The sequence below is a fragment of the uncultured Dysosmobacter sp. genome (genome assembly GCF_947631635.1).
In the GTDB taxonomy this organism is placed as follows: domain Bacteria; phylum Bacillota; class Clostridia; order Oscillospirales; family Oscillospiraceae; genus Oscillibacter.
Genome location: NZ_CANRMB010000023.1, coordinates 36,026 through 55,012, shown reverse-complemented (window position 1 = coordinate 55,012; position 18,987 = coordinate 36,026). Strand labels below are relative to the sequence as shown.

The window sequence follows — 18,987 nt, the reverse complement described above, 5'->3', positions numbered from 1 at the left end:
TTGGTCCGAGTGGCGGGATTTGAACCCACGGCCTCTTGGTCCCGAACCAAGCGCGCTACCAACTGCGCTACACCCGGATAGTTTGACCGGCAGACATCAGGAAGATTTTTACTTGCCAAGTCAGCGACAATTATTATACGGAATTTCTCGCCGGATGTCAAGGTTATATTACAGGAAAAGCCCTCATACACTGCAAAAGAAGTTTGAATTGGGAGGAGAGGGCCATGACTTCACGGCAGGCGGGGCGCAGAATTTCCACCATCGCGGCACAGCACCGAAAATTCGGCGGCAAACGGGGCGGAGCCAGACAGGCGGTCCGGCAGCGGCGGGATGAGGCTCTGCGCCCCCAGGAGCGCAGACGGCTTCTGCAATTGGTCGCGTGCAGCGGCATCTTTGTTTTGCTGGTGGCGGCCAAGCTGCTGTTGCCCGCAAAGATGACGCAGATCAACGAGAAGATCTCCGGCGCGCTGCGCCAGAATATGGACGTACAGGCCGTGTTCTCAGCGGTGGGGCGGGCCGTTACAGGGGAAAAGGACGCTGGCGGTGCGATAGAGGATGTCTATCAGGCGGTATTCCATCCCGAAAAAGGGGAGGCCCTGGAGACGGCGGCGCTGGAAGGACTGCCGCTGGATGAATTGGCAGCGCTGGAGGACCTGCGGGAATACCGGGCAGCGGCGGAGCAGCAGTCCCAGGAGCCGCCGGCGGAGGAGCAGACGGAGGTATCGACGCTGGCCTATGTCCTGTACTCGGACAATAACCTGCCGGAGGATGTGAGTTTGGAGCAGGCGATTTTGGGCTTCGACTACTGCACGCCGGTATGCGGGACACTGACCTCCAACTTCGGCTACCGGGAGCACCCGGTGGAGGGAGAGGAACGGTTCCACTACGGCGTGGACCTGGCGGCGGACACCGGAACCGCGGTCAACTGCTTTGCCGACGGCACAGTGACGGCAGTGGGGGAGAGCAGCAGCTATGGAAAATACTGCATCGTAACGCACACAGGCGGATACTCCACCCTGTACGCCCATTGCAGCCGGGTGACGGCCTCCTCCGGCACGGCGGTAAAGGAGGGGCAGAAGATCGCGGAGGTGGGAGAGACCGGCATGGCCACCGGACCCCATCTGCATTTTGAGCTGCACCGGGACAGCACGTATCTGAATCCCATCTACTATGTCTCCACGGTCTGAATGGCCGGTCCAGCTCTCCACGGGCTTCTGCCTTCTGGTCACCTGGTTTGCCCTTGTCAACGGCTGGGAGCTGCTGGCGGTGGTGCTGGGCGCCGCCGCCGTCCATGAGCTGGGACACTGCCTGGTGCTGAAAAGCCTGGGAGCGGAGATCAAGAGGCTTCGATTAAGCGTGTTTGGCGCTGTTCTGGAAACCGACAGCACCCATCTCTCCTATGGCGGGGAGCTGGCGGCGGTGCTGGCGGGACCGGCCGCAAATCTGCTGTGTGCGCTTCTTTTGGCGCCGCTGGGGGAGCGGTGGACGATATTTCTGGGTGCGAATCTGGTGCTGTGCGCATTCAATCTGCTTCCGGTGCGGCCGCTGGACGGCGGCAAAGCGCTGGGACTGCTGGTGTCCTGGGCCGCCGGTCCGGCGGCGGGGGAGTGGGCTGTGCGGTGGATCGGCGCGGCGGCAGCGGCGGCGCTGGCATTTGGCGTCCTCTGCATAATATGGTGCAGCGGCGGCAGTCTATGGCTGCTTCCGGCGGCAGTGGGCCTGTTGGCGGCAGCTGGACGGGAATGCGGCGGAAAAGGGGCGGTTTTGTAAAATTCAGGCAGGAAAATTGAAAATAGTGCTTGCAATTGCGTGGGGTTTATGGTATCCTATCAGGGCTACAAAGGGTGGTCCTCTGTCGTGCACGCGCTGGATATGCGCCGATGTGCCTTGAAAGCGGCATGAACGCCTATATATTAGGAGGAAAAATCCATGGATCTCATTCAGGAACTGAACAAGGAAACCCTGCAGAACGAAGTGACCAACGTCCAGATCGGCGACACCGTGCGTGTCCACGTGAAGGTCAAGGAGGGTTCTCGTGAGCGTATCCAGGTCTTCGAGGGCACCGTCATTGCCAAGAAGCACGGCGGCATCGAGGAGACCATCACCGTCCGCCGCATTTCTTACGGCGTTGGCGTGGAGAAGGTTTTCCCTGTGCATTCTCCCTCCATCGACACCATCGAGGTCGTTCGCAACGGCGCTGTCCGCCGTGCCAAGCTGTACTATCTGCGCGGCCGCGTCGGCAAGGGTGCCAAGGTCAAGGAGAAGCTCTAAGAGAGACAAAGAGAGAGGCGGAAGCCTCTCTTTTTTGTTTTTGTGGATCGAGAGCAGGGAAGCAAGCCGCAATTGTCACAGAAGTGGCACGCTCCTCCTGGAAAATTTGCCGGATTCCCTTGTGGTCCCGGGATTTTTTTGTTATACTACTTTAGATTGTAATGGAAACGTATGGACTGCGGAGGGATGAGCATGGAGCCTGAAAAAAAGGAAAAGCAGCCGGATCGGGGCCTGTATGACTGGGTCCAGGCGGTGCTCTGTTCCGTACTGGCGGTGGTGCTGGTATTCACCTTCGCGGTGCGGGTGGTGGGCGTTTCCGGCCCCTCCATGCGTGAGACCCTGCAAGACGGCGATAAGCTGCTGGTGCTGAACGGATATCTCTGTGGGGAGTACCGCCGGGGCGATATCGTGATCTTTCAGAAGCCCGATTTTGAAAACGGCGAGCTGATCGTGAAGCGCGTCATCGCCACAGAGGGGCAGACGGTGGACATCGACTTTGCCGCCGGCGCGGTATTCGTGGACGGGGAGGAGCTGGAAGAGCCGTACACCCGGGAGCCGACCTGGCTGGACGAGGGGCTGGGATTTCCCATCACGGTCCCGGAGGGCTGTGTGTTCGTCATGGGCGACAACCGCAACCACAGCAAGGACAGCCGCTGTGAGGAGCTGGGACCGTTGGACACCCGGCACATCGTGGGCCGCGCGGTCCTGCTGGCGTTTCCAGGGGAGACAGCGGAACTGGAGCGGCGGGAATGGCGCCGGATTGGCACTTTGAATTGACCTGAGGAGAGACAGATATGCGGAAAAAGGAACAGGAGAAGGAGCAGAAGGACAGCGGGCAGGGCCTTTATGAGTGGGTCCAGGCGCTGGTGTGCTCCGTGCTGGCGGTGGTGGTGCTGTTCACCTTCGTCATCCGGCTGATCGGCGTGGATGGGCACTCCATGGTGCCCACGCTCCAGGACGGAGACCGTCTGCTGGTGCTGAACTCCATACTGTACCATGACTATGGATACGGCGACATCGTGATTCTGCGGAAGGACGGTGTATTCGATGACGAGCCCATTGTGAAACGCGTTATCGCCACGGAGGGACAGACGGTGGACATCGACTTTACCACCGGAAGCGTCTATGTGGATGGAAAGCTTTTGAAGGAGGACTATATCAATGAACTGACCTTTCTGGAGGAGGGGACGGAATTTCCCCTGACCGTGCCGGAGGGCAGCATCTTTGTCATGGGCGACAACCGCAATCACAGCAGCGACAGCCGGGATTCCCGGCTGGGGACGGTGGACACCCGCTATGTCATCGGAAAAGCGGTGTTCCTGGCCTTCCCGGGGCCGGACGAGTGGACCGGCCAGCGGAGCTTTGAACGGATCGGAGTGATCGCATGAATATCCAATGGTATCCCGGCCATATGACCAAGACCCGGCGCATGATCGCGGAACAGATCAAGCATGTGGACGCGGTGTGCGAGATTCTGGACGCCCGCATCCCTCTGTCCAGCCGGAACCCGGATGTGGACGAGCTGACGGCGGGGAAGCCCCGTCTGGTGGTGCTGAACCGGGTGGACCAGGCGGACCCCGAGGCCACCAGGAGGTGGGCGGCCCATTTCCGGGCAAAGGGCTATGCTGTGCTGGAGTCCGACGCCAAGGGCGGCATGGGCACGGCAAAATTCGCCGGGGCCGTCCGGGAGCTGCTGGCGGACAAGCTCCGGTCCTATGCCGAACGGGGCATGGCGGGCCGGGTGATCCGGGTGATGATTTTGGGCATCCCCAATGTGGGGAAATCCACCTTTATCAACAAAGTGGCGGGCCGCAAGACCGCCAAGACGGAGGACCGTCCCGGCGTCACCCGCTCCAAGCAGTGGGTGCCCATCGACCGCGGTCTGGAGCTGGTGGACACACCGGGCATCCTGTGGCCCAAATTTGAGGACCAGAGCGTGGGACTGAACCTGGCGTTTACCGGCGCGGTGAAGGACGAGATTTTGGACGTGGAGACCCTGGGCTGCCATCTGATGGCGTACCTGGGGGAGCAATATCCCGGCGCAGTGACCACTGCCTATAAGCTGCCCGCCCTCCCGGAACGGGAGGAGACGGAGAACGACGTGGCCTACGGCTACCGCCTGCTGGAGGCGGCGGGCCGGAAGCGGGGCTTCCTGGTCTCCGGCGGCGAGGTGGACACGGAGCGGATGGCGAAGATCCTGCTGGACGAGTTCCGGGGCGGCAAGCTGGGGCGCTTTACACTGGAGCTGCCGGAGTAGGATGGCCTCCTGCCTGGCGCGGGCGGGCAGCCATAAATAGAAGGGGGGAGCGCCGTGAAACGGAAAAGCGTCGTGCTGGCGCTGGCTATCCTGCTGTGCAGCGCCGCCATGGGCCTGTATTTCTGGCTCCGCGGACCTGTGGGCGGCGTATCGCCCTATGAGACGGTCAATGACCTGTATGAATGGGAGTATATGACCTTTACCGCGGATCAGGCCGTCTACCCCACAGATGTGGAGACCATCACCCTGTATTTCCGAAACGACGCGCCGGATGATGTGGTCATATTATCGGATCATCCCGATTTCCAATGGTATCTGGAGCGGCAGACCGGCGGGGCTTGGCACACTATGCGCTCCAAGGTCGAGATGCCCCAGTGGCGCTTCCGGGAGGAGGACTGTACCCTCACTTCCACACCGTCTGGCGTGGTACGCTGGGGCGGCGGGGAATTCACCTGGTACTGTGACATCGGCGGCTATTACCGCACGCCGCTGGAGCCTGGCAGCTACCGGATCGTGATCCCCAACTGCGTCCATGTGCGGAATACGGGAAGTGTTTTGGCGGTGGGATTTGAGGTGGAATAAATGGACCTTTGGACCTATGAGCGGGAACAGTGGGCGCATGGCTTTGCCGCTGTCTGCGGCGTGGACGAGGCGGGGGCCGGACCGCTGGCGGGGCCGGTATATGCCGCCGCCGTCATCCTGCCCCGGGAATTGGACATTCCCGGCCTCAACGACTCCAAAAAGCTGACGGAGAAGAGGCGGGAGGCCCTCTACGGCATCATCACCGCCCAGGCGGAGGCATGGAGCGTGGCCCGGGTGGAGGCGGCGGAGATCGACGAGATGGACATCCTCAACGCCCGGATGCTGGCGATGCAGCGGGCCATCGACGGTCTGTCCGTCCCGCCGGACCTGGCCCTCATCGACGGCAACCGGGACCACGGCAGCAGGTATGCCATCACAGCGCCCCATGTGACCATTGTCAAGGGGGACGGAAAAAGCGCCTCTGTCGCGGCGGCGTCCATTCTGGCGAAGGTCAGCCGGGACCGCTATGTGTCCGGCCAGCTGGACGCCCAATACCCCCAGTACCAATTTGCCAGGCACAAGGGCTATGGCACGAAGCTGCACTATGAGATGCTGGACCGCTACGGCCCCTGTCCGGCGCACCGGAGGACCTTTCTGAAAAAGTGGGAGGCCAGGCGATGAGCGTCAGAAAAGCGGCGGGGGACCGGGGCGAGGCGGAGACCGCCAGGTACCTGCGAAAAAAGGGCTATACGCTCCTGGCCAGTCAGTGGCGCTGCCGGTTCGGAGAGCTGGACCTGGTGGCGCGGGACAGGCGGGGAACGATCTGCTTTGTGGAGGTCAAGCTCCGGAGCGCCGGTTCCATCGCCCTGCCCCGGGAGTTCGTGGACAGCCGGAAACAGGAGCGGCTGCGATCTGCCGCCGCCGCGTACCTGAGCACCTACGAGATCGACGCGCCCGCCCGGTTCGACGTGGCGGAGGTCTATGCGGAAAAAGACGGGAAGCTCCGGGTGGAATACCTGGAAAACGCCTTTGAATAGAGAATTTTCCTGAAAGTGAGGAAATCAACATGAAATATTACAGCACACGGGACAAATCACTGCGCTTCTCCGCGGCGGAGGCGGTGAAGATGGGCCTCTCCAGAGACGGCGGACTGCTGACGCCCTGCGAGATCCCCCAGATCGACGAGGCGTTTTTGAAGAGCCTGGTGAACGCCCGGTATCAGGAGCGGGCGGCCAGGGTCATGGGCCTGTATTTGACGGATTATACCCAGGAGGAGCTGCTGACCTTCGCGGAGAACGCCTACGGTCCCGACAAGTTCGACACGGACGCCGTGGCGCCCGTCCGCACGGTGGACGAAACCACCCACTGCCTGGAGCTGTGGCACGGCCCGACCTCCGCTTTTAAGGACATGGCGCTGCAAATGCTGCCCCAACTGCTCTCCGCCGCGCTCCGCAAGACCGGGGAGGACAAGACGGTGTGCATTCTGGTGGCTACCTCCGGCGACACCGGCAAGGCCGCCATGGAGGGCTTTGCCGACGTGCCCCAGACCAAGATCATGGTGTTCTATCCCAAGGACGGCGTGTCCGCTGTCCAGGAGGCCCAGATGGTCACCCAGGAGGGGGAGAACGTGGGCGTGTGCGCCGTGGTGGGCAACTTTGACGACGCCCAGGCCGGTGTGAAGCGCATCTTCTCCGACGAGCGCATCCGTTCCACGCTGGCGGACCGGGGCTATGTGCTGTCCTCCGCCAACTCCATCAACTGGGGCCGTATCCTGCCCCAGGTGGTCTATTACATCTCCGCCTACTGCGATCTCCTGCGGGACGGCAGGATCGCCATGGGAGAGAAGGTGAACTTCTGCGTCCCAACCGGCAACTTCGGCGACATCCTGGCCGCCTATTACGCAAAGCGCATGGGCCTGCCCGTGGGGCGGCTGATCTGCGCCTCCAACCGCAACGACGTGCTGACGGACTTCCTCCGCACCGGCGTGTACGACCGCAACCGGCCCTTCCACACCACCATGAGTCCCTCCATGGATATCCTGGTGTCCAGCAACCTGGAGCGTCTGCTGTTCGACCTCTCCGGTGAGAACGACGCGGAGGTGCGGGGCTATATGGACGCCCTGGCGAAGGACGGGAGGTACGAGGTCTCCGGCACCATCAAGGCGGCGCTGGCGGAACAGTACTGGGGCGGCTTCTGCGACGAGGACGGCACCGCCGCCACCATCGCGGACTATTACAAGAACAAGGGCTACCTCATCGACACCCACACCGCTGTGGCGGCCAATGTGCTGGAGCAGTACCGCAGGGCCACCGGCGACGGGACGGTGACAGTGTTCGCCTCCACCGCCTCTCCCTACAAGTTCTGCAACCATGTGCTGACGGCCATCGGGGAGACCCCGGCGGGCGATGGCGTGAAACTGTTGGACCAGCTGAACGCCGTGTCCGGCGTGGCGGTGCCCCGCCGTCTGGCGGCGCTGAAGGGCAAGGCCCGCCGCTTCGACCTGACGGCGGAGAAGCAGGAGATGGACAACATGGTGCTGGACTTCCTGAAATAAGGAGGGCAAGGCATGGCTGAGAAAAAGAAGATCCGCTATCAGCGGAAATGGGCCCGCGCGGTATGCCTTCTGGCGATCTGGGCGATCCTGCTGGTCCCCGTTGGGATCATGGCGAAGGGAACACCCCGGATCATGTTGCTCTGCTTGGCAGGCGCGATGTTTGCGGCCGCCTGGTTCATCCGGCTGCGGTGCCTGACCTGCCGGGGATGCGGCAGGAGCTGCGCGCCCCTGATGGTGAAAAAGGGCGCGGCTCCGGCCTGTCCCTACTGCGGAACAAAATATGTCTTTGATGACGAGATGAAAAAGTGAGCAAAAGCCGCAGGATGTATTTCCATGGCTTCCTGTGACGGAAAGGGCGGGCGGAACTCCCACGAAAGGAGCGGCGGCATGAAGCGGCTGAAACGGAAGTGGGCCAGGGCGGTGCTCCTTTTGCTTGGCCTTGCAGCTGCGCTGTTTCTGGTGTCCCGTTCCGCGAACCGCCGCCTGCGCTGTCCGACATGCGGAAAGGGATCGGTCCGGCTCTGGCAGAAACGGGGCGGGACCGGCTGCTGCCGGAGCTGCGGCGCCCGGTTTGAGTGGGTGGACTGAATGGGCCTTCTGCCGGAGAGAATAGCGCTGCGGACGGAGCAGGCTTCGGCACTGTTGCAGGCGGACACCGGAGGAGCATTCCTCCACGCCCAGCCGCCGCCGGTGGGACGGACGGCGGCTTTGGAAAAAAAGAGAAGGGAGTGGTCAAATGGCCCTCTATGCCATCGGGGATCTGCACCTCTCCCTGACAGCCAACAAATCCATGGAGGTGTTCGGCCCCGTGTGGGAGAACTATCACGCCCGCATCGAGGAGGCCCTGGGCGTTTTGACCGAGAAAGACACCCTGGTCCTGGCGGGGGATACCTCCTGGGGCATCGACCTCACGGAGGCTGAGGCGGATTTTCGCTTCCTGGACCGCTTCCCGGGCCGGAAGCTGCTGGTCAAGGGCAATCATGACTACTGGTGGGTCACGGCGGCCAAGCTCCACCGCTTTTTTGAGGAGAAGGGCATCCGGACGCTGGACATCCTGCACAACAACTGCGCCCTTTACGGGGACTGGGCCATCTGCGGCACCCGGGGATGGTTTCTGGAGGAGGACCAAAAGCCCCACAACGCCAAGGTGCTGAACCGGGAGGTCATGCGCCTGGAGACCTCCCTGCAGGCGGCGGGGGGACGGCCCATCCTGTGCTTCCTCCACTATCCGCCGCTGTACCAGGGCTACGAGTGCCCGGAGATCCTGGCAATGCTGGAGAAGTACCATGTCCGTGCCTGCTGTTACGGCCATCTCCACGGCCCCACTATCAAGCGCAGAATGGAGGGAAGACGGGGGGAAACAGACTTTTCCCTGATATCCGCGGACTATCTGGGCTTTGTTCCAAAAAAAATTTGCGATTGATAGAAAAAAGGCTAGCATTTTCGAGATTTTTCTGGTAAAATATCTATTTGCACCGGCATCCAGCCGGTGATGAACGGAGGAGTTAACATAATGAGTGTCAAAAGCTGCGAAAAAGTTGAAAAAAGCCAGGTCGCTCTGACCATCGAGGTCGGCGCGGCGGAATTTGAGGCCGCCGTCGAAAAAGCATATCAGAAGATGCGCAAGAAGATCAACGTGCCGGGTTTCCGTCCCGGCAAGGCCCCCCGCAAGATCATTGAGGGCATGTACGGCGCAGAGGTGTTTTTCGAGGAGGCCATTAATATTGCATTCCCTGACGCCTATGAGGCCGCGGTGAAGGAGCAGGAGCTCCAGGCCGTGGGCTATCCCGCTGTCGAGATGGTGGGCGAGTGCACCAAGGAGGGCTTCACCTTCAAGGCCACGGTCCCCGTGTATCCCGAGGTCACCCTGGGCGAGTACAAGGGCCTGTCCGCTCCCAAGGATGAGGTCAAGGTCACTGCCGCCGACGTGGACGAGCGCCTGAAGCAGCTGTCTGACCGCAACACCCGTCTGGTGAGCGTGGAGCGGGAGGCCAAGGAGGGCGACACCGCTGTCATCGACTTCGAGGGCTTCCTGGACGGCAAGCCATTTGACGGCGGCAAGGGCGAGAACCACAGCCTGGAGCTGGGGTCCCACAGCTTTGTTCCCGGCTTTGAGGAGCAGGTTGTCGGCATGAAGGCCGGTGACGAGAAGGACATCGACATCACCTTCCCCGAGGACTATCACGCCGACCTGGCCGGTAAGGCCGTGGTCTTCAAGGTGAAGGTCCACGAGGTGAAGGAGAAGGAAGTTCCCGCCCTGGACGACGAGTTCGCCAAGGATGTGTCCGAATTTGACACCCTGAAGGAATTGAAGGCCGACCTGAAGAAGAAGATCGCCGAGGAGCGCCAGAAGGACGCCGACCGTGCCTTTGAGGACGCGCTGATGGAGAAGGTGGCCGATGGCATCACCGCCGACATCCCCGACGCCATGGTGGAGGCCCAGTGCCGCCAGTTCCTGGACAACTTCAAGATGCAGATCTCCCAGCAGGGCATCCCCTATGACCAGTATCTGAAGATCACCGGCATGGACGAGGCCAAGCTGCTGGAGGACGCCAAGGAGCCCGCCCTGCGTCAGGTGCGGATGGACCTGGCTGTGGCCGCCATCATCAAGGCCGAGAACATCGAGGCCTCTGATGAGGACGTGGAGGCCGAGTTCAAGAAGCTGGCCGACCAGTACAACATGGACCTTGAGATGGTCAAGAAGTATTTGCAGGCCGATCAGGTGAAGGACCAGATCGTGAGCCAGAAGGCCGTGGCCGTCGTTGTGGACAGCGCCACCGCCGTCAAGCCCGAGAAGAAGACCGCCAAAAAGGTTGCCAAGAAGACGGAGGAGGCTGCTGAGGGCGAGGAAAAGCCCGCCAAGAAGCCCGCCGCCAAGAAAAAGACAGCGAAGAAGGCCGAGGCTGCTGAGGGCGAAGAGAAGTCCGCCGAGAAGGAAGCCGAATAAGCGCGAATCTTTCTGCGCGTACATTTTACAGATTCGACACATTCTCTCATGGTGCCTGTGGTATCATGAGAGAATGGTTTATAGGGCCATTGGGCCCCAGCGTATTCCAATTGCGGGAGCGCACAAAAGAGGAGGTTTTCGACCATGAGCTTAGTCCCCTATGTTGTGGAGCAGACCAACCGCGGAGAACGTTCCTATGACATCTTCTCCCGTCTGCTGAACGACCGCATCATCTTCCTGGGTGAAGAGGTCAACGCCACCACCGCCAGTCTGGTCGTGGCGCAGCTGCTGTATCTGGAGGCCCAGGACCCCGATAAGGATATCCAGCTGTATATCAACAGCCCCGGCGGTTCCGTCACCGACGGCATGGCGATCTACGACACCATGCAGTACGTCAAGTGTGACGTCTCCACCATCTGCGTAGGCATGGCCGCCAGCATGGGCGCATTCCTGCTGTCCGCCGGCGCCAAGGGCAAGCGCATCGCCCTGCCCAACGCGGAGATCATGATCCACCAGCCCTCCGCCGGCACCCAGGGCCAGATCACCGACATGGCCATCCACCTGAAGCGGCTGGAGACCATCAAGAAGCGGATGAACCGCATCATGGCGGAGAATACCGGCAGGACCATCGAAGAGGTCACGGCTGCCTGCGAGCGCGACAATTTCATGAGCGCCGAGGAGGCCAAGGAATTCGGCCTGATCGACAAGATCATCACCGGAAAGAAATAAGCGAGAAACGAAACTGAGGTAATACCATGAGTGACGATGGCAAGAAGTCTCTGCGGTGCTCCTTCTGCGGCAAGCATGAGCAGCAGGTCCACCGCATGATCCAGGGCCCCGGCGTACGCATCTGCGACGAGTGCGTCCAGCTGTGTATGAGCATCCTGAACGACGGATTCGAGGATACCAGCTCCAATCCCCTGGAGGATATCCCCGATCAGCTTCCCACGCCCCGGGAGATCAAAGACGTGCTGGACCAGTACGTCATCGGCCAGGAAGAGGCCAAGGTGGCCCTGTCCGTGGCGGTGTACAACCACTATAAGCGCATCTTTTTCGGCGGCGACGAGGACGTGGAGCTGCAAAAGAGCAATATTCTCATGCTGGGTCCCACCGGCTCCGGCAAGACGCTGTTTGCCCAGACGCTGGCCCGCATTTTGAAGGTGCCCTTTGCCATTGCCGACGCCACCACCCTGACGGAGGCCGGCTATGTGGGCGACGATGTGGAGAATATCCTCCTGCGTCTGCTCCAGGCCGCGGATTTTGACGTGGAGCGGGCCGAACACGGCATCATCTATGTGGACGAGATCGACAAGATCGCCCGGAAGAGCGAGAACACCTCCATCACCCGGGATGTGTCCGGCGAGGGTGTGCAGCAGGCCCTGCTTAAGATCGTGGAGGGGACCGTCGCCAACGTGCCGCCCCAGGGCGGACGGAAGCACCCCCATCAGGAATTTATCCAGATGAATACCAAAAATATCCTGTTCATCTGCGGCGGCGCTTTCGACGGACTGGAAAAGATCATCGAGCGGCGTCTGGACCAAAAGAGCATCGGCTTTGGCGCCAATGTCCAGGGGAAGAAGGACAAGGATATGAACAAGATCCTGCACGAGGTCCAGCCCCACGACATCCTGAAATTCGGCATCATCCCCGAGCTGGTGGGCCGCCTGCCGGTCATCGCGCCCCTGAACGCCCTGCGGCGGGAGGATCTGGTGCGCATCCTGCAAGAGCCCAAGAACGCCCTGGTGAAGCAGTATAAAAAGCTGATGGAATACGACGATGTGGACTTGGAATTCGAGCCGGAGGCATTGGAGGCCATCGCCGACAAGGCCATTGAGCGGAACATCGGCGCCCGGGGCCTGCGGGCCGTCATGGAGGGGATGCTGACTCAGATCATGTACGACATTCCCTCGGACCCCACCATCGTCAAGGCGGTCATCACCCGCGACTGCGTGGAGGGGAAGGGCCAGCCGGTCCTGACCCATGACCCGAACAAGATCAACTATTCCGTGAAACTGAACACCGGCAAGGGGGATAAGTCCGCGTCCGGCGGCTCTGCCCCCAGATCGGCGTCTTAAGCAAAGAGGAGGAGGGGACGCCAAAAGCGCCCCTTCCTCTATTTCCGTGAAAGGAATCTATCCCTATGGAACCGACGACTTTGAATATTCCCGTTCTGGCCCTCCGGGGCCTGACGGTTTTCCCACATATGAGCCTGACCTTCGACGTGGAGCGCCGCATCTCCATCACTGCCCTGGAGCGGGCCATGGAGGCGGACCAGGACATCTTCCTGGTGGCGCAGCGGGAGATCGGCGTCAACGCGCCGGGGGAGAAGGACCTGTATCAGGTGGGGACTCTGTCCCATATCTCCCAGATTTTGCGGCTCTCCAAAAATTCCGTCCGCTGTGTGGTGGAGGGCCGCCGCCGGGCGCGCCTGCGCCGCCTGTGGCAGACCGAGCCCTTCCTCCAGGCCAACGTGGAGTTGATGGAGGAGGAGACGCCCTCGGAGGCCTTCCAGCGCAGTCCCCGCACGGAGGCGCTGCTCCGGCAGACCTGGAACCTGGTCAGCGAGTATGCCGGACTGGCCGGCAATATGGCGGAGGAGGTCATCACCACCGTCATGGACTGCCGGGACGTGGGCTATCTGGCGGATTACATCGCCCAGAATATCGCCCTGCGGTATGACGACAAGCAGGAGATCCTGGAGGAGATGGCTCCCTTTGTCCGTCTGCGGAAGCTGAATGGCTTTCTGGCCCGGGAGTGCAACGTCCTGAGCTTTGAGCATGAGATGGAGGGCAAGATCCGGGACCAGCTGGCCCAATCCCAGCGGGACCAGATCCTGCGGACCCAGATCCGCGTTCTGCAAAACGAGCTGGGAGAGGCGGGGGACGCGGACGACGAGATCGAGACCTACCGCCAGAAGATCACCGGACTGGCGCTGGACGAGGATACGGAGAAGCACCTCTTGAAGGAGGTGCACAAGCTGGCCAAGCAGCCCTTCGGCAGCGCCGAGGGAGCTGTCATCCGGAACTATCTGGATGTGTGCCTGGAAATGCCCTGGAACGTCACCACAAAAGAACGGGTCAGCGTGGATGCGGCCCGCAAGGTGCTGGAAAAAGACCACTTTGGCCTGGAAAAGGTGAAGGAACGCATTTTGGAGACCATCGCCGTCCGGCAGATGAATCCGTCGGCCAAGGGGCAGATCATCTGCCTGGTTGGCCCTCCCGGCGTGGGAAAGACCTCCATTGCCATCAGCGTCGCCAAGGCGCTGAACCGGAAGCTGGCCCGGATCTCCCTGGGCGGCGTCCGGGACGAGGCGGACATCCGGGGCCACCGCAAGACCTACATAGGCTCCATGCCCGGCCGGATCATCGAGGCCATCAGCCGCAGCGGCTCCATGAATCCGCTGCTCCTGCTGGATGAGATCGACAAGCTGGGCAGCGACTACCGGGGCGACCCGGCCTCCGCCCTGCTGGAAGTGCTGGACAGCGAGCAGAATTATGCCTTCCGGGACCACTTCCTGGAGATCCCCGTGGATCTCTCCAAGGCGATGTTCATCACCACCGCCAACACCACAGACACCATTCCCCGGCCCCTGCTGGACCGCATGGAGATCATCCAGCTCTCCAGCTATACCGACGAGGAGAAGGTGCAGATCGCCAGGCTCCATCTGCTTCCCAAGCAGATGGAGGAGCACGGCGTCAAAAAGGGCGCCCTGCGGATGAGCGACGATGTGCTGCGGGCCATCATCCGGGACTACACCCGGGAGTCCGGCGTCCGCCTGCTGGAACGACGGCTGGCGGCCATCTGCCGGAAGGCGGATATGCGCCTGCTGACAGGCAATGTAAAGCGTATTACCATCATAGAGAAGGACCTGCCGAAGCTGCTGGACTGCCAGCCGTATCCCCCTGCGCTCCACACGGAGAAGGAGGAGATCGGCGTGGTGAACGGCCTGGCCTGGACCGAAGCCGGCGGCGAGATCCTGGAGGTCGAGGTCAATGTCATGGAAGGCTCCGGCAAGCTGGAGCTGACCGGCAATCTGGGAGATGTCATGAAGGAATCTGCCCAGGCGGCGCTGAGCTGTCTGCGGAGCCGGGCGGCGGTGCTGGGTATTGAAGCGGACTTCTACAAGACGAAGGACATCCATGTCCACTTCCCGGAGGGCGCGGTGCCCAAGGACGGCCCCTCCGCAGGTATTGCCGTGACCACCGCCATGCTCTCTGCCCTGACAGGCAGGAGAATCAAGGCAGGCGTATCGATGACAGGTGAAGTTACTTTACGGGGGCGGGTGCTGCCCATCGGCGGTTTGAAGGAAAAGACCATGGCTGCGCTGCGCAACCACATCGGCACGGTCCTGATCCCCAGGGACAATATGCGGGACCTGGAGGAGATCGACCAGACCGTGCGGGCCGCCCTGCGCTTTGTGCCTGTCGGCACGGTGGACGAGGTATTTGCCGCGGCCCTGTGCCCGGAGGCCGACCCCGTCCGGGAGGAGGTGGCCCCCCATGTGGCCGCCTTTGCGCCCAAGAGCCGGGAGGCGGTGAACGATACCGCCCTGCGGCAGTAAAGGAGCAGATCATGGCTTTGAATTTTGCAAAGGTGGAGTTCATCCGCTCCGCCGCCGCACGGACCCAGTTCCTGCGGGACGGCCTGCCCCAGTTCGCCTTCGCGGGCCGCTCCAACGTGGGTAAATCCTCCGTCATCAACCGTCTGGTGGGGCGGAAGAACCTGGCCTATGTGGGCGCGTCCCCTGGGAAGACCACCCAGATCAACTATTTTCTGGTGGACAGGGGCGCCTATCTGGTAGATCTGCCGGGTTATGGCTACGCCAAGGTCAGCCGGGCCGAAAAGGAGCGGTGGGGCCGCCTGATGGAGAGCTATTTCCAGGATGAGGCCCAGATCATCACCGCCGGCGTTCTGATCGTGGACATCCGCCACAAGCCCACGGCGGACGATGTGACCATGCACACCTGGTTTCGGGAGACCGGCTGTCCGGAGATCGTGGTGGCCAACAAGCTGGACAAGCTGAAACGCAGTCAGGTGGAGCCTGCCCTGGCCCTGATCCGGGAGACATTGGAGCTGGCGGAGGCGGATGTCCTGGTGCCCTTCTCCGCGGAAAAGGGGACGGGGAAGGAAGAGCTGATCGGCCTGCTGAACGCGGCCTGCGAGCGATAAGACCGATAAAAAAGGAACGGCGAAAGCCGTTCCTTTTTTCATATCAGTTCCGCCGGGGCCTTGGGCAGCTCGTTCCGCTCGTTGATGGGGGTCACGAGATAAAGCCGCAGCAGCTTTGCCCAGCCCAGTTCCACCTCCGTGAAGCTGCCGCCGTCTATGGCGGCGTCCAGCGTGTCCAGGGCGGTTTGCAGCTCCACGGGGTACAGCTCCGCATCATAAGCGGTGGAGCAGATGGCGTGCCATTTTACCTCCTCGTCCACGCCGTCTGCTGTCAGTGCCTTTGCAAATACAACCGGATTATAGAAGAATGTGCTGGAGAGGATGTTGCTGTAAGATTCGGAATACGCACCATCCAATCCTCTTGCGGTACACCCCATCTGAATCCAAAGGATTTCAGAGTAAGAGTAGTCATCTTGACTGGACAGCCACCACATAAAGGCGGACGGTGTATCGTCATCCTGATTCGTATGCCCCATTTTTTTGAGTTCGCCCCAGTCCATATCTGGCAAAAGGCTAAATGCATCCCTGCGATAAGCGTACCGCTCCTCGGCGGAGAGATTGTTGTTGGTCACCAGCTGATTCCAGGCGATGTAGACCCTCCGGGTGTCGTCTATGTCCTCCCGCTCTGGCTCCTGCCGCTGGGAGAAGTCCGGCTCGCCGCTGATGGTGGGGAAGCGGGAGACATTGTTGGGCAGAAAGAATTCGTTCCCGGCGTCGATCAGATCCTCCATCAGCAGTCCGGCCACCAGGCCGTCCCGCATATAGATGGCCAGATAGAGGGAAAAGGCGGATTTCGGCTGGTAGATATAGTAATAATCGTGAGGCACCAGGGTATAGCCGCCCTCTTCCTTCAAACAGTACACCAGTTCGTCGCCGTAGGCTTTCACCACGTCGGCCTTGGTGCTGCCCACGTGAATCCACTGGGGGGTATGGACGCTTGGGGCGATGGTGGACAGACGGATGACGGATTCACACTCCACGGACGCCGGGTCCATTTCCAGGTCTTGCTCCGTATGCAGATAGGAGAGGTTGATGGCGCCGCAGACAGCGTTGTGTAGGACCGTCAGGTGGAAGTCTGTGTCCAGGACCTCCTCCGGCGCGGTCAGCTCCAGAGAAGTTCCGAAGGGAAAGAAGTCCTCTTGTGCCCCCAGCTCCAGAAATTCCTCGTTCCCGTCGCTGTTGGTCCAGAGCAGGGCGAAGTCTGTGGCGGGGTAGCGGGTGGGCGGCTCATCAAAAGTGGCTGTAACGGCATCCACAAGGGCGTCTTTACCTGGAACGGCCGCTATGGTCCAGTCATAGAAAAATGCCACTGCCACTGCCAAAAGCAGGAACACCGCCGAAACAGCGCAGACCATCGACCGGAAAGAACGGTGGGAGCCGGAGGATTGGCGCGGTGTGGGCTCCGGAACGTCCGCCGCATCTTCCCTGGCTTTGGAAACCGGTTCATCCGGTGTCTCCGTCAGCTCCGCCAAGGAAATATTGAATTCCCGCGCCAGCGCCATCAGGTTGTTCATATCCGGCGCCGCCGCGCCGGTCTCCCATTTGCTGACCGCCTGGCGGCTGACGCCCAGACGCGCCCCCAATTCCTCCTGGGAGATCCCCAGTCCCTTTCGATATTGGCTGATCCGCTGTCCCAAGGTCATGGGCGGACACCTCCTTTTCAGGCAACAGTATGACAGATTTCCAGGCGAAAATCTACCACCCGCATGTCAAATATCGGTTGCGGCGGCGGATTTGCGGGCATTTTGTAGGGAAATGGTTCACAGCACAGGAAAAGCCCTCTGCCAGCGGGAATGGACAGCGCCCGCTTTTTTTCGGGAAAATCTTGTCTACCCCCTATGCAAATCTCAAAAAATACGATAAAATAAACCCATATGATCTGCAAGCATAAGATGGAGGTTTTTCAAAATGGCGAAACCTGTTTATAAGCGGGTCCTGCTGAAGATCAGCGGCGAGGCCCTGGCCGGCGGCAAAGGCACCGGCCTGGATTTTGAGATGATCGGCAGTGTGTGCGACGTCATCAAGGAGTGCCTGGATATGGGCGTCCAGGTGGGCCTGGTGGTGGGCGGCGGCAATTTCTGGCGCGGTGCCAAGAACAGCGGAGGCAAGATGGAGCGCACCCGGGCCGACCACATGGGCATGCTGGCCACGGTGATGAACTGCCTGGCGGTGGCCGATGTGTGCGAGCAGAAGGGCATCCCCGTCCGGGTGCAGACGGCCATCGAGATGCGGGCCATCGCGGAGCCGTACATCCGCTCCCGGGCCATCCGGCACCTGGAAAAGGGCAGGGTGGTCATCTTCGGCGCCGGCACCGGCAACCCCTTCTTCTCCACGGACACGGCGGCTGTCCTGCGGGCGGCTGAGATCAACGCCGACGTCATCCTCCTTGCCAAGAACGTGGACGGTGTGTACACCGCCGACCCGGTGAAGGACCCCAACGCCGTGAAATACGACACCATCAGCTACGACGACGTGCTGGCCCAGCACCTGATGGTCATGGATTCCACCGCTACGTCCCTGTCCATGGACAACCACATCCCCGTGCTGCTATTCGCCCTGAAGGACCCCCGCAACATCATCCGGGCCCTGTGCGGCGAGAAGGTCGGCACCATCGTCAAGGAATAAGAACGCGCTTGTGCGCCTCCCATAACAGAACTGTGAAAGGAAGGACCTATTTATGTTGAAGGATGAATACAAGGTATACGAGGACAAAATGAAGAAGAGCATCGACTCCGTTGCCGCCGACTTTGCCTCCGTGCGGGCGGGCCGGGCCAACGCCGCCGTGCTGGACCGCATCATGGTGGACTACTACGGCAGCCCCACCCCCATCCAGCAGATCGCGGCCATCTCCTCTCCCGATCCCCGGGCGCTGGTGATCTCCCCCTGGGACAGCAAGGCCCTGAAAACCATCGAAAAGGCCATCCAGAACTCCGACCTGGGCATCAATCCCCAGAATGACGGCCGCTGCATCCGCCTGACGTTCCCCCAGCTGACGGAGGAGCGCCGCAAGGAGCTGGTGAAGCAGATCCGCAAGTACGCCGAGGCCGGCAAGGTGGCTGTCCGCAATATCCGCCGGGACGCCATGGACCATTTCAAGAAGCAGGAGAAGAAGTCCGAGATCACTGAGGACGAGATGAAGATGGCGGAGAAGGACCTCCAGAAGCTGACCGATGACAGCTGCAAGAAAATCGACGAGCTTCTGGCGAAAAAGGAAAAGGAACTGCTGGCGGTCTGAGCCCTGTTCCCATAGGAGGACCAGGAGACTTT

At 61.1% G+C, this 18,987-nt stretch carries 21 protein-coding genes and 1 tRNA gene; 20 read left to right on the top strand and 2 right to left on the bottom strand.

Features of this window, described 5'->3' with window-relative positions:
- Position 1: 1 nt before the first annotated feature.
- Positions 2-77, bottom strand: a tRNA-Pro gene (locus Q0Z71_RS11900).
- Between the two features lie 147 nt (positions 78-224).
- On the opposite strand from Q0Z71_RS11900, the gene Q0Z71_RS11895 reads away from it, so the two are divergent.
- From Q0Z71_RS11895 to yihA, 18 genes are all read left to right on the top strand, one after another.
- Positions 225-1,187: a M23 family metallopeptidase gene (locus tag Q0Z71_RS11895; protein ID WP_298022841.1), complete on the top strand. Its 963-nt coding sequence runs from the start codon at positions 225-227 to the stop codon at positions 1,185-1,187.
- Positions 1,171-1,770, top strand: coding sequence for a site-2 protease family protein (locus Q0Z71_RS11890; RefSeq protein WP_298022837.1), 600 nt, complete (start codon positions 1,171-1,173; stop codon positions 1,768-1,770). Before Q0Z71_RS11895 ends, Q0Z71_RS11890 begins: the two co-directional genes overlap by 17 nt.
- A 159-nt stretch (positions 1,771-1,929) precedes the next feature.
- Positions 1,930-2,271: a 50S ribosomal protein L19 gene (gene rplS / locus Q0Z71_RS11885; RefSeq protein WP_298022834.1), complete on the top strand. Its 342-nt coding sequence runs from the start codon at positions 1,930-1,932 to the stop codon at positions 2,269-2,271.
- 192 nt (positions 2,272-2,463) lie between these two features.
- A complete protein-coding gene (gene lepB, locus Q0Z71_RS11880) occupies positions 2,464-3,048 on the top strand; it encodes a signal peptidase I (protein WP_298022831.1) in 585 nt (194 codons plus the stop codon).
- 17 nt (positions 3,049-3,065) lie between these two features.
- The gene (gene lepB / locus Q0Z71_RS11875; RefSeq protein WP_298022828.1) at positions 3,066-3,659 is read left to right on the top strand and encodes a signal peptidase I; all 594 of its coding nucleotides are present in this window, start codon (positions 3,066-3,068) and stop codon (positions 3,657-3,659) included.
- Positions 3,656-4,528, top strand: coding sequence for a ribosome biogenesis GTPase YlqF (ylqF, locus tag Q0Z71_RS11870; RefSeq protein WP_298022825.1), 873 nt, complete (start codon positions 3,656-3,658; stop codon positions 4,526-4,528). Before lepB (Q0Z71_RS11875) ends, ylqF begins: the two co-directional genes overlap by 4 nt.
- Positions 4,529-4,582: 54 nt before the next feature.
- Positions 4,583-5,110 carry a hypothetical protein gene (locus Q0Z71_RS11865; RefSeq protein ID WP_298022822.1) on the top strand — a complete coding sequence of 176 codons (528 nt, stop codon included), beginning with the start codon at positions 4,583-4,585 and terminating at the stop codon, positions 5,108-5,110.
- Positions 5,111-5,731, top strand: a complete 621-nt coding sequence (locus Q0Z71_RS11860) for a ribonuclease HII (protein WP_298022819.1) — start codon at positions 5,111-5,113, stop codon at positions 5,729-5,731.
- Entirely contained in the window at positions 5,728-6,087 is a 360-nt protein-coding gene (locus Q0Z71_RS11855) for a YraN family protein (protein WP_298022816.1), read from the top strand. The genes Q0Z71_RS11860 and Q0Z71_RS11855 overlap by 4 nt, the downstream gene beginning before the upstream one ends.
- A gap of 29 nt (positions 6,088-6,116) precedes the next feature.
- Positions 6,117-7,604, top strand: a complete 1,488-nt coding sequence (gene thrC, locus Q0Z71_RS11850) for a threonine synthase (RefSeq protein ID WP_298022814.1) — start codon at positions 6,117-6,119, stop codon at positions 7,602-7,604.
- 12 nt (positions 7,605-7,616) lie between these two features.
- On the top strand, positions 7,617-7,913 hold the full coding sequence (locus Q0Z71_RS11845) for a hypothetical protein (protein ID WP_298022811.1): 297 nt from the start codon (positions 7,617-7,619) through the stop codon (positions 7,911-7,913).
- 24 nt (positions 7,914-7,937) lie between these two features.
- Complete coding sequence (locus tag Q0Z71_RS11840; RefSeq protein ID WP_298022808.1) at positions 7,938-8,192, top strand: hypothetical protein; 255 nt, start codon at positions 7,938-7,940, stop codon at positions 8,190-8,192.
- A 148-nt stretch (positions 8,193-8,340) separates the two neighbouring features.
- Positions 8,341-9,027, top strand: a complete 687-nt coding sequence (locus Q0Z71_RS11835) for a metallophosphoesterase (protein ID WP_298022805.1) — start codon at positions 8,341-8,343, stop codon at positions 9,025-9,027.
- A gap of 90 nt (positions 9,028-9,117) precedes the next feature.
- The gene (gene tig, locus Q0Z71_RS11830) at positions 9,118-10,551 is read left to right on the top strand and encodes a trigger factor (RefSeq protein WP_298022802.1); all 1,434 of its coding nucleotides are present in this window, start codon (positions 9,118-9,120) and stop codon (positions 10,549-10,551) included.
- 144 nt (positions 10,552-10,695) lie between these two features.
- Positions 10,696-11,280: an ATP-dependent Clp endopeptidase proteolytic subunit ClpP gene (gene clpP / locus Q0Z71_RS11825; protein WP_298022799.1), complete on the top strand. Its 585-nt coding sequence runs from the start codon at positions 10,696-10,698 to the stop codon at positions 11,278-11,280.
- Between the two features lie 26 nt (positions 11,281-11,306).
- The gene (gene clpX, locus Q0Z71_RS11820) at positions 11,307-12,626 is read left to right on the top strand and encodes an ATP-dependent Clp protease ATP-binding subunit ClpX (RefSeq protein ID WP_298022796.1); all 1,320 of its coding nucleotides are present in this window, start codon (positions 11,307-11,309) and stop codon (positions 12,624-12,626) included.
- A gap of 65 nt (positions 12,627-12,691) precedes the next feature.
- Positions 12,692-15,112, top strand: coding sequence for an endopeptidase La (gene lon, locus Q0Z71_RS11815; protein ID WP_298022794.1), 2,421 nt, complete (start codon positions 12,692-12,694; stop codon positions 15,110-15,112).
- A gap of 11 nt (positions 15,113-15,123) precedes the next feature.
- Positions 15,124-15,720, top strand: a complete 597-nt coding sequence (gene yihA / locus Q0Z71_RS11810) for a ribosome biogenesis GTP-binding protein YihA/YsxC (protein ID WP_298022791.1) — start codon at positions 15,124-15,126, stop codon at positions 15,718-15,720.
- 38 nt (positions 15,721-15,758) lie between these two features.
- On the opposite strand, the gene Q0Z71_RS11805 is transcribed toward yihA, so the two are convergent.
- Positions 15,759-17,363 carry a helix-turn-helix domain-containing protein gene (locus tag Q0Z71_RS11805; protein WP_298022788.1) on the bottom strand — a complete coding sequence of 535 codons (1,605 nt, stop codon included), beginning with the start codon at positions 17,361-17,363 and terminating at the stop codon, positions 15,759-15,761.
- Between the two features lie 265 nt (positions 17,364-17,628).
- On the opposite strand from Q0Z71_RS11805, the gene pyrH reads away from it, so the two are divergent.
- The gene (gene pyrH, locus Q0Z71_RS11800; protein WP_298022785.1) at positions 17,629-18,345 is read left to right on the top strand and encodes a UMP kinase; all 717 of its coding nucleotides are present in this window, start codon (positions 17,629-17,631) and stop codon (positions 18,343-18,345) included.
- Between the two features lie 52 nt (positions 18,346-18,397).
- Positions 18,398-18,955 (top strand): ribosome recycling factor, encoded by a 558-nt coding sequence (frr, locus tag Q0Z71_RS11795; protein WP_298022781.1) that lies wholly within the window; start codon positions 18,398-18,400, stop codon positions 18,953-18,955.
- Positions 18,956-18,987 lie beyond the last annotated feature (32 nt).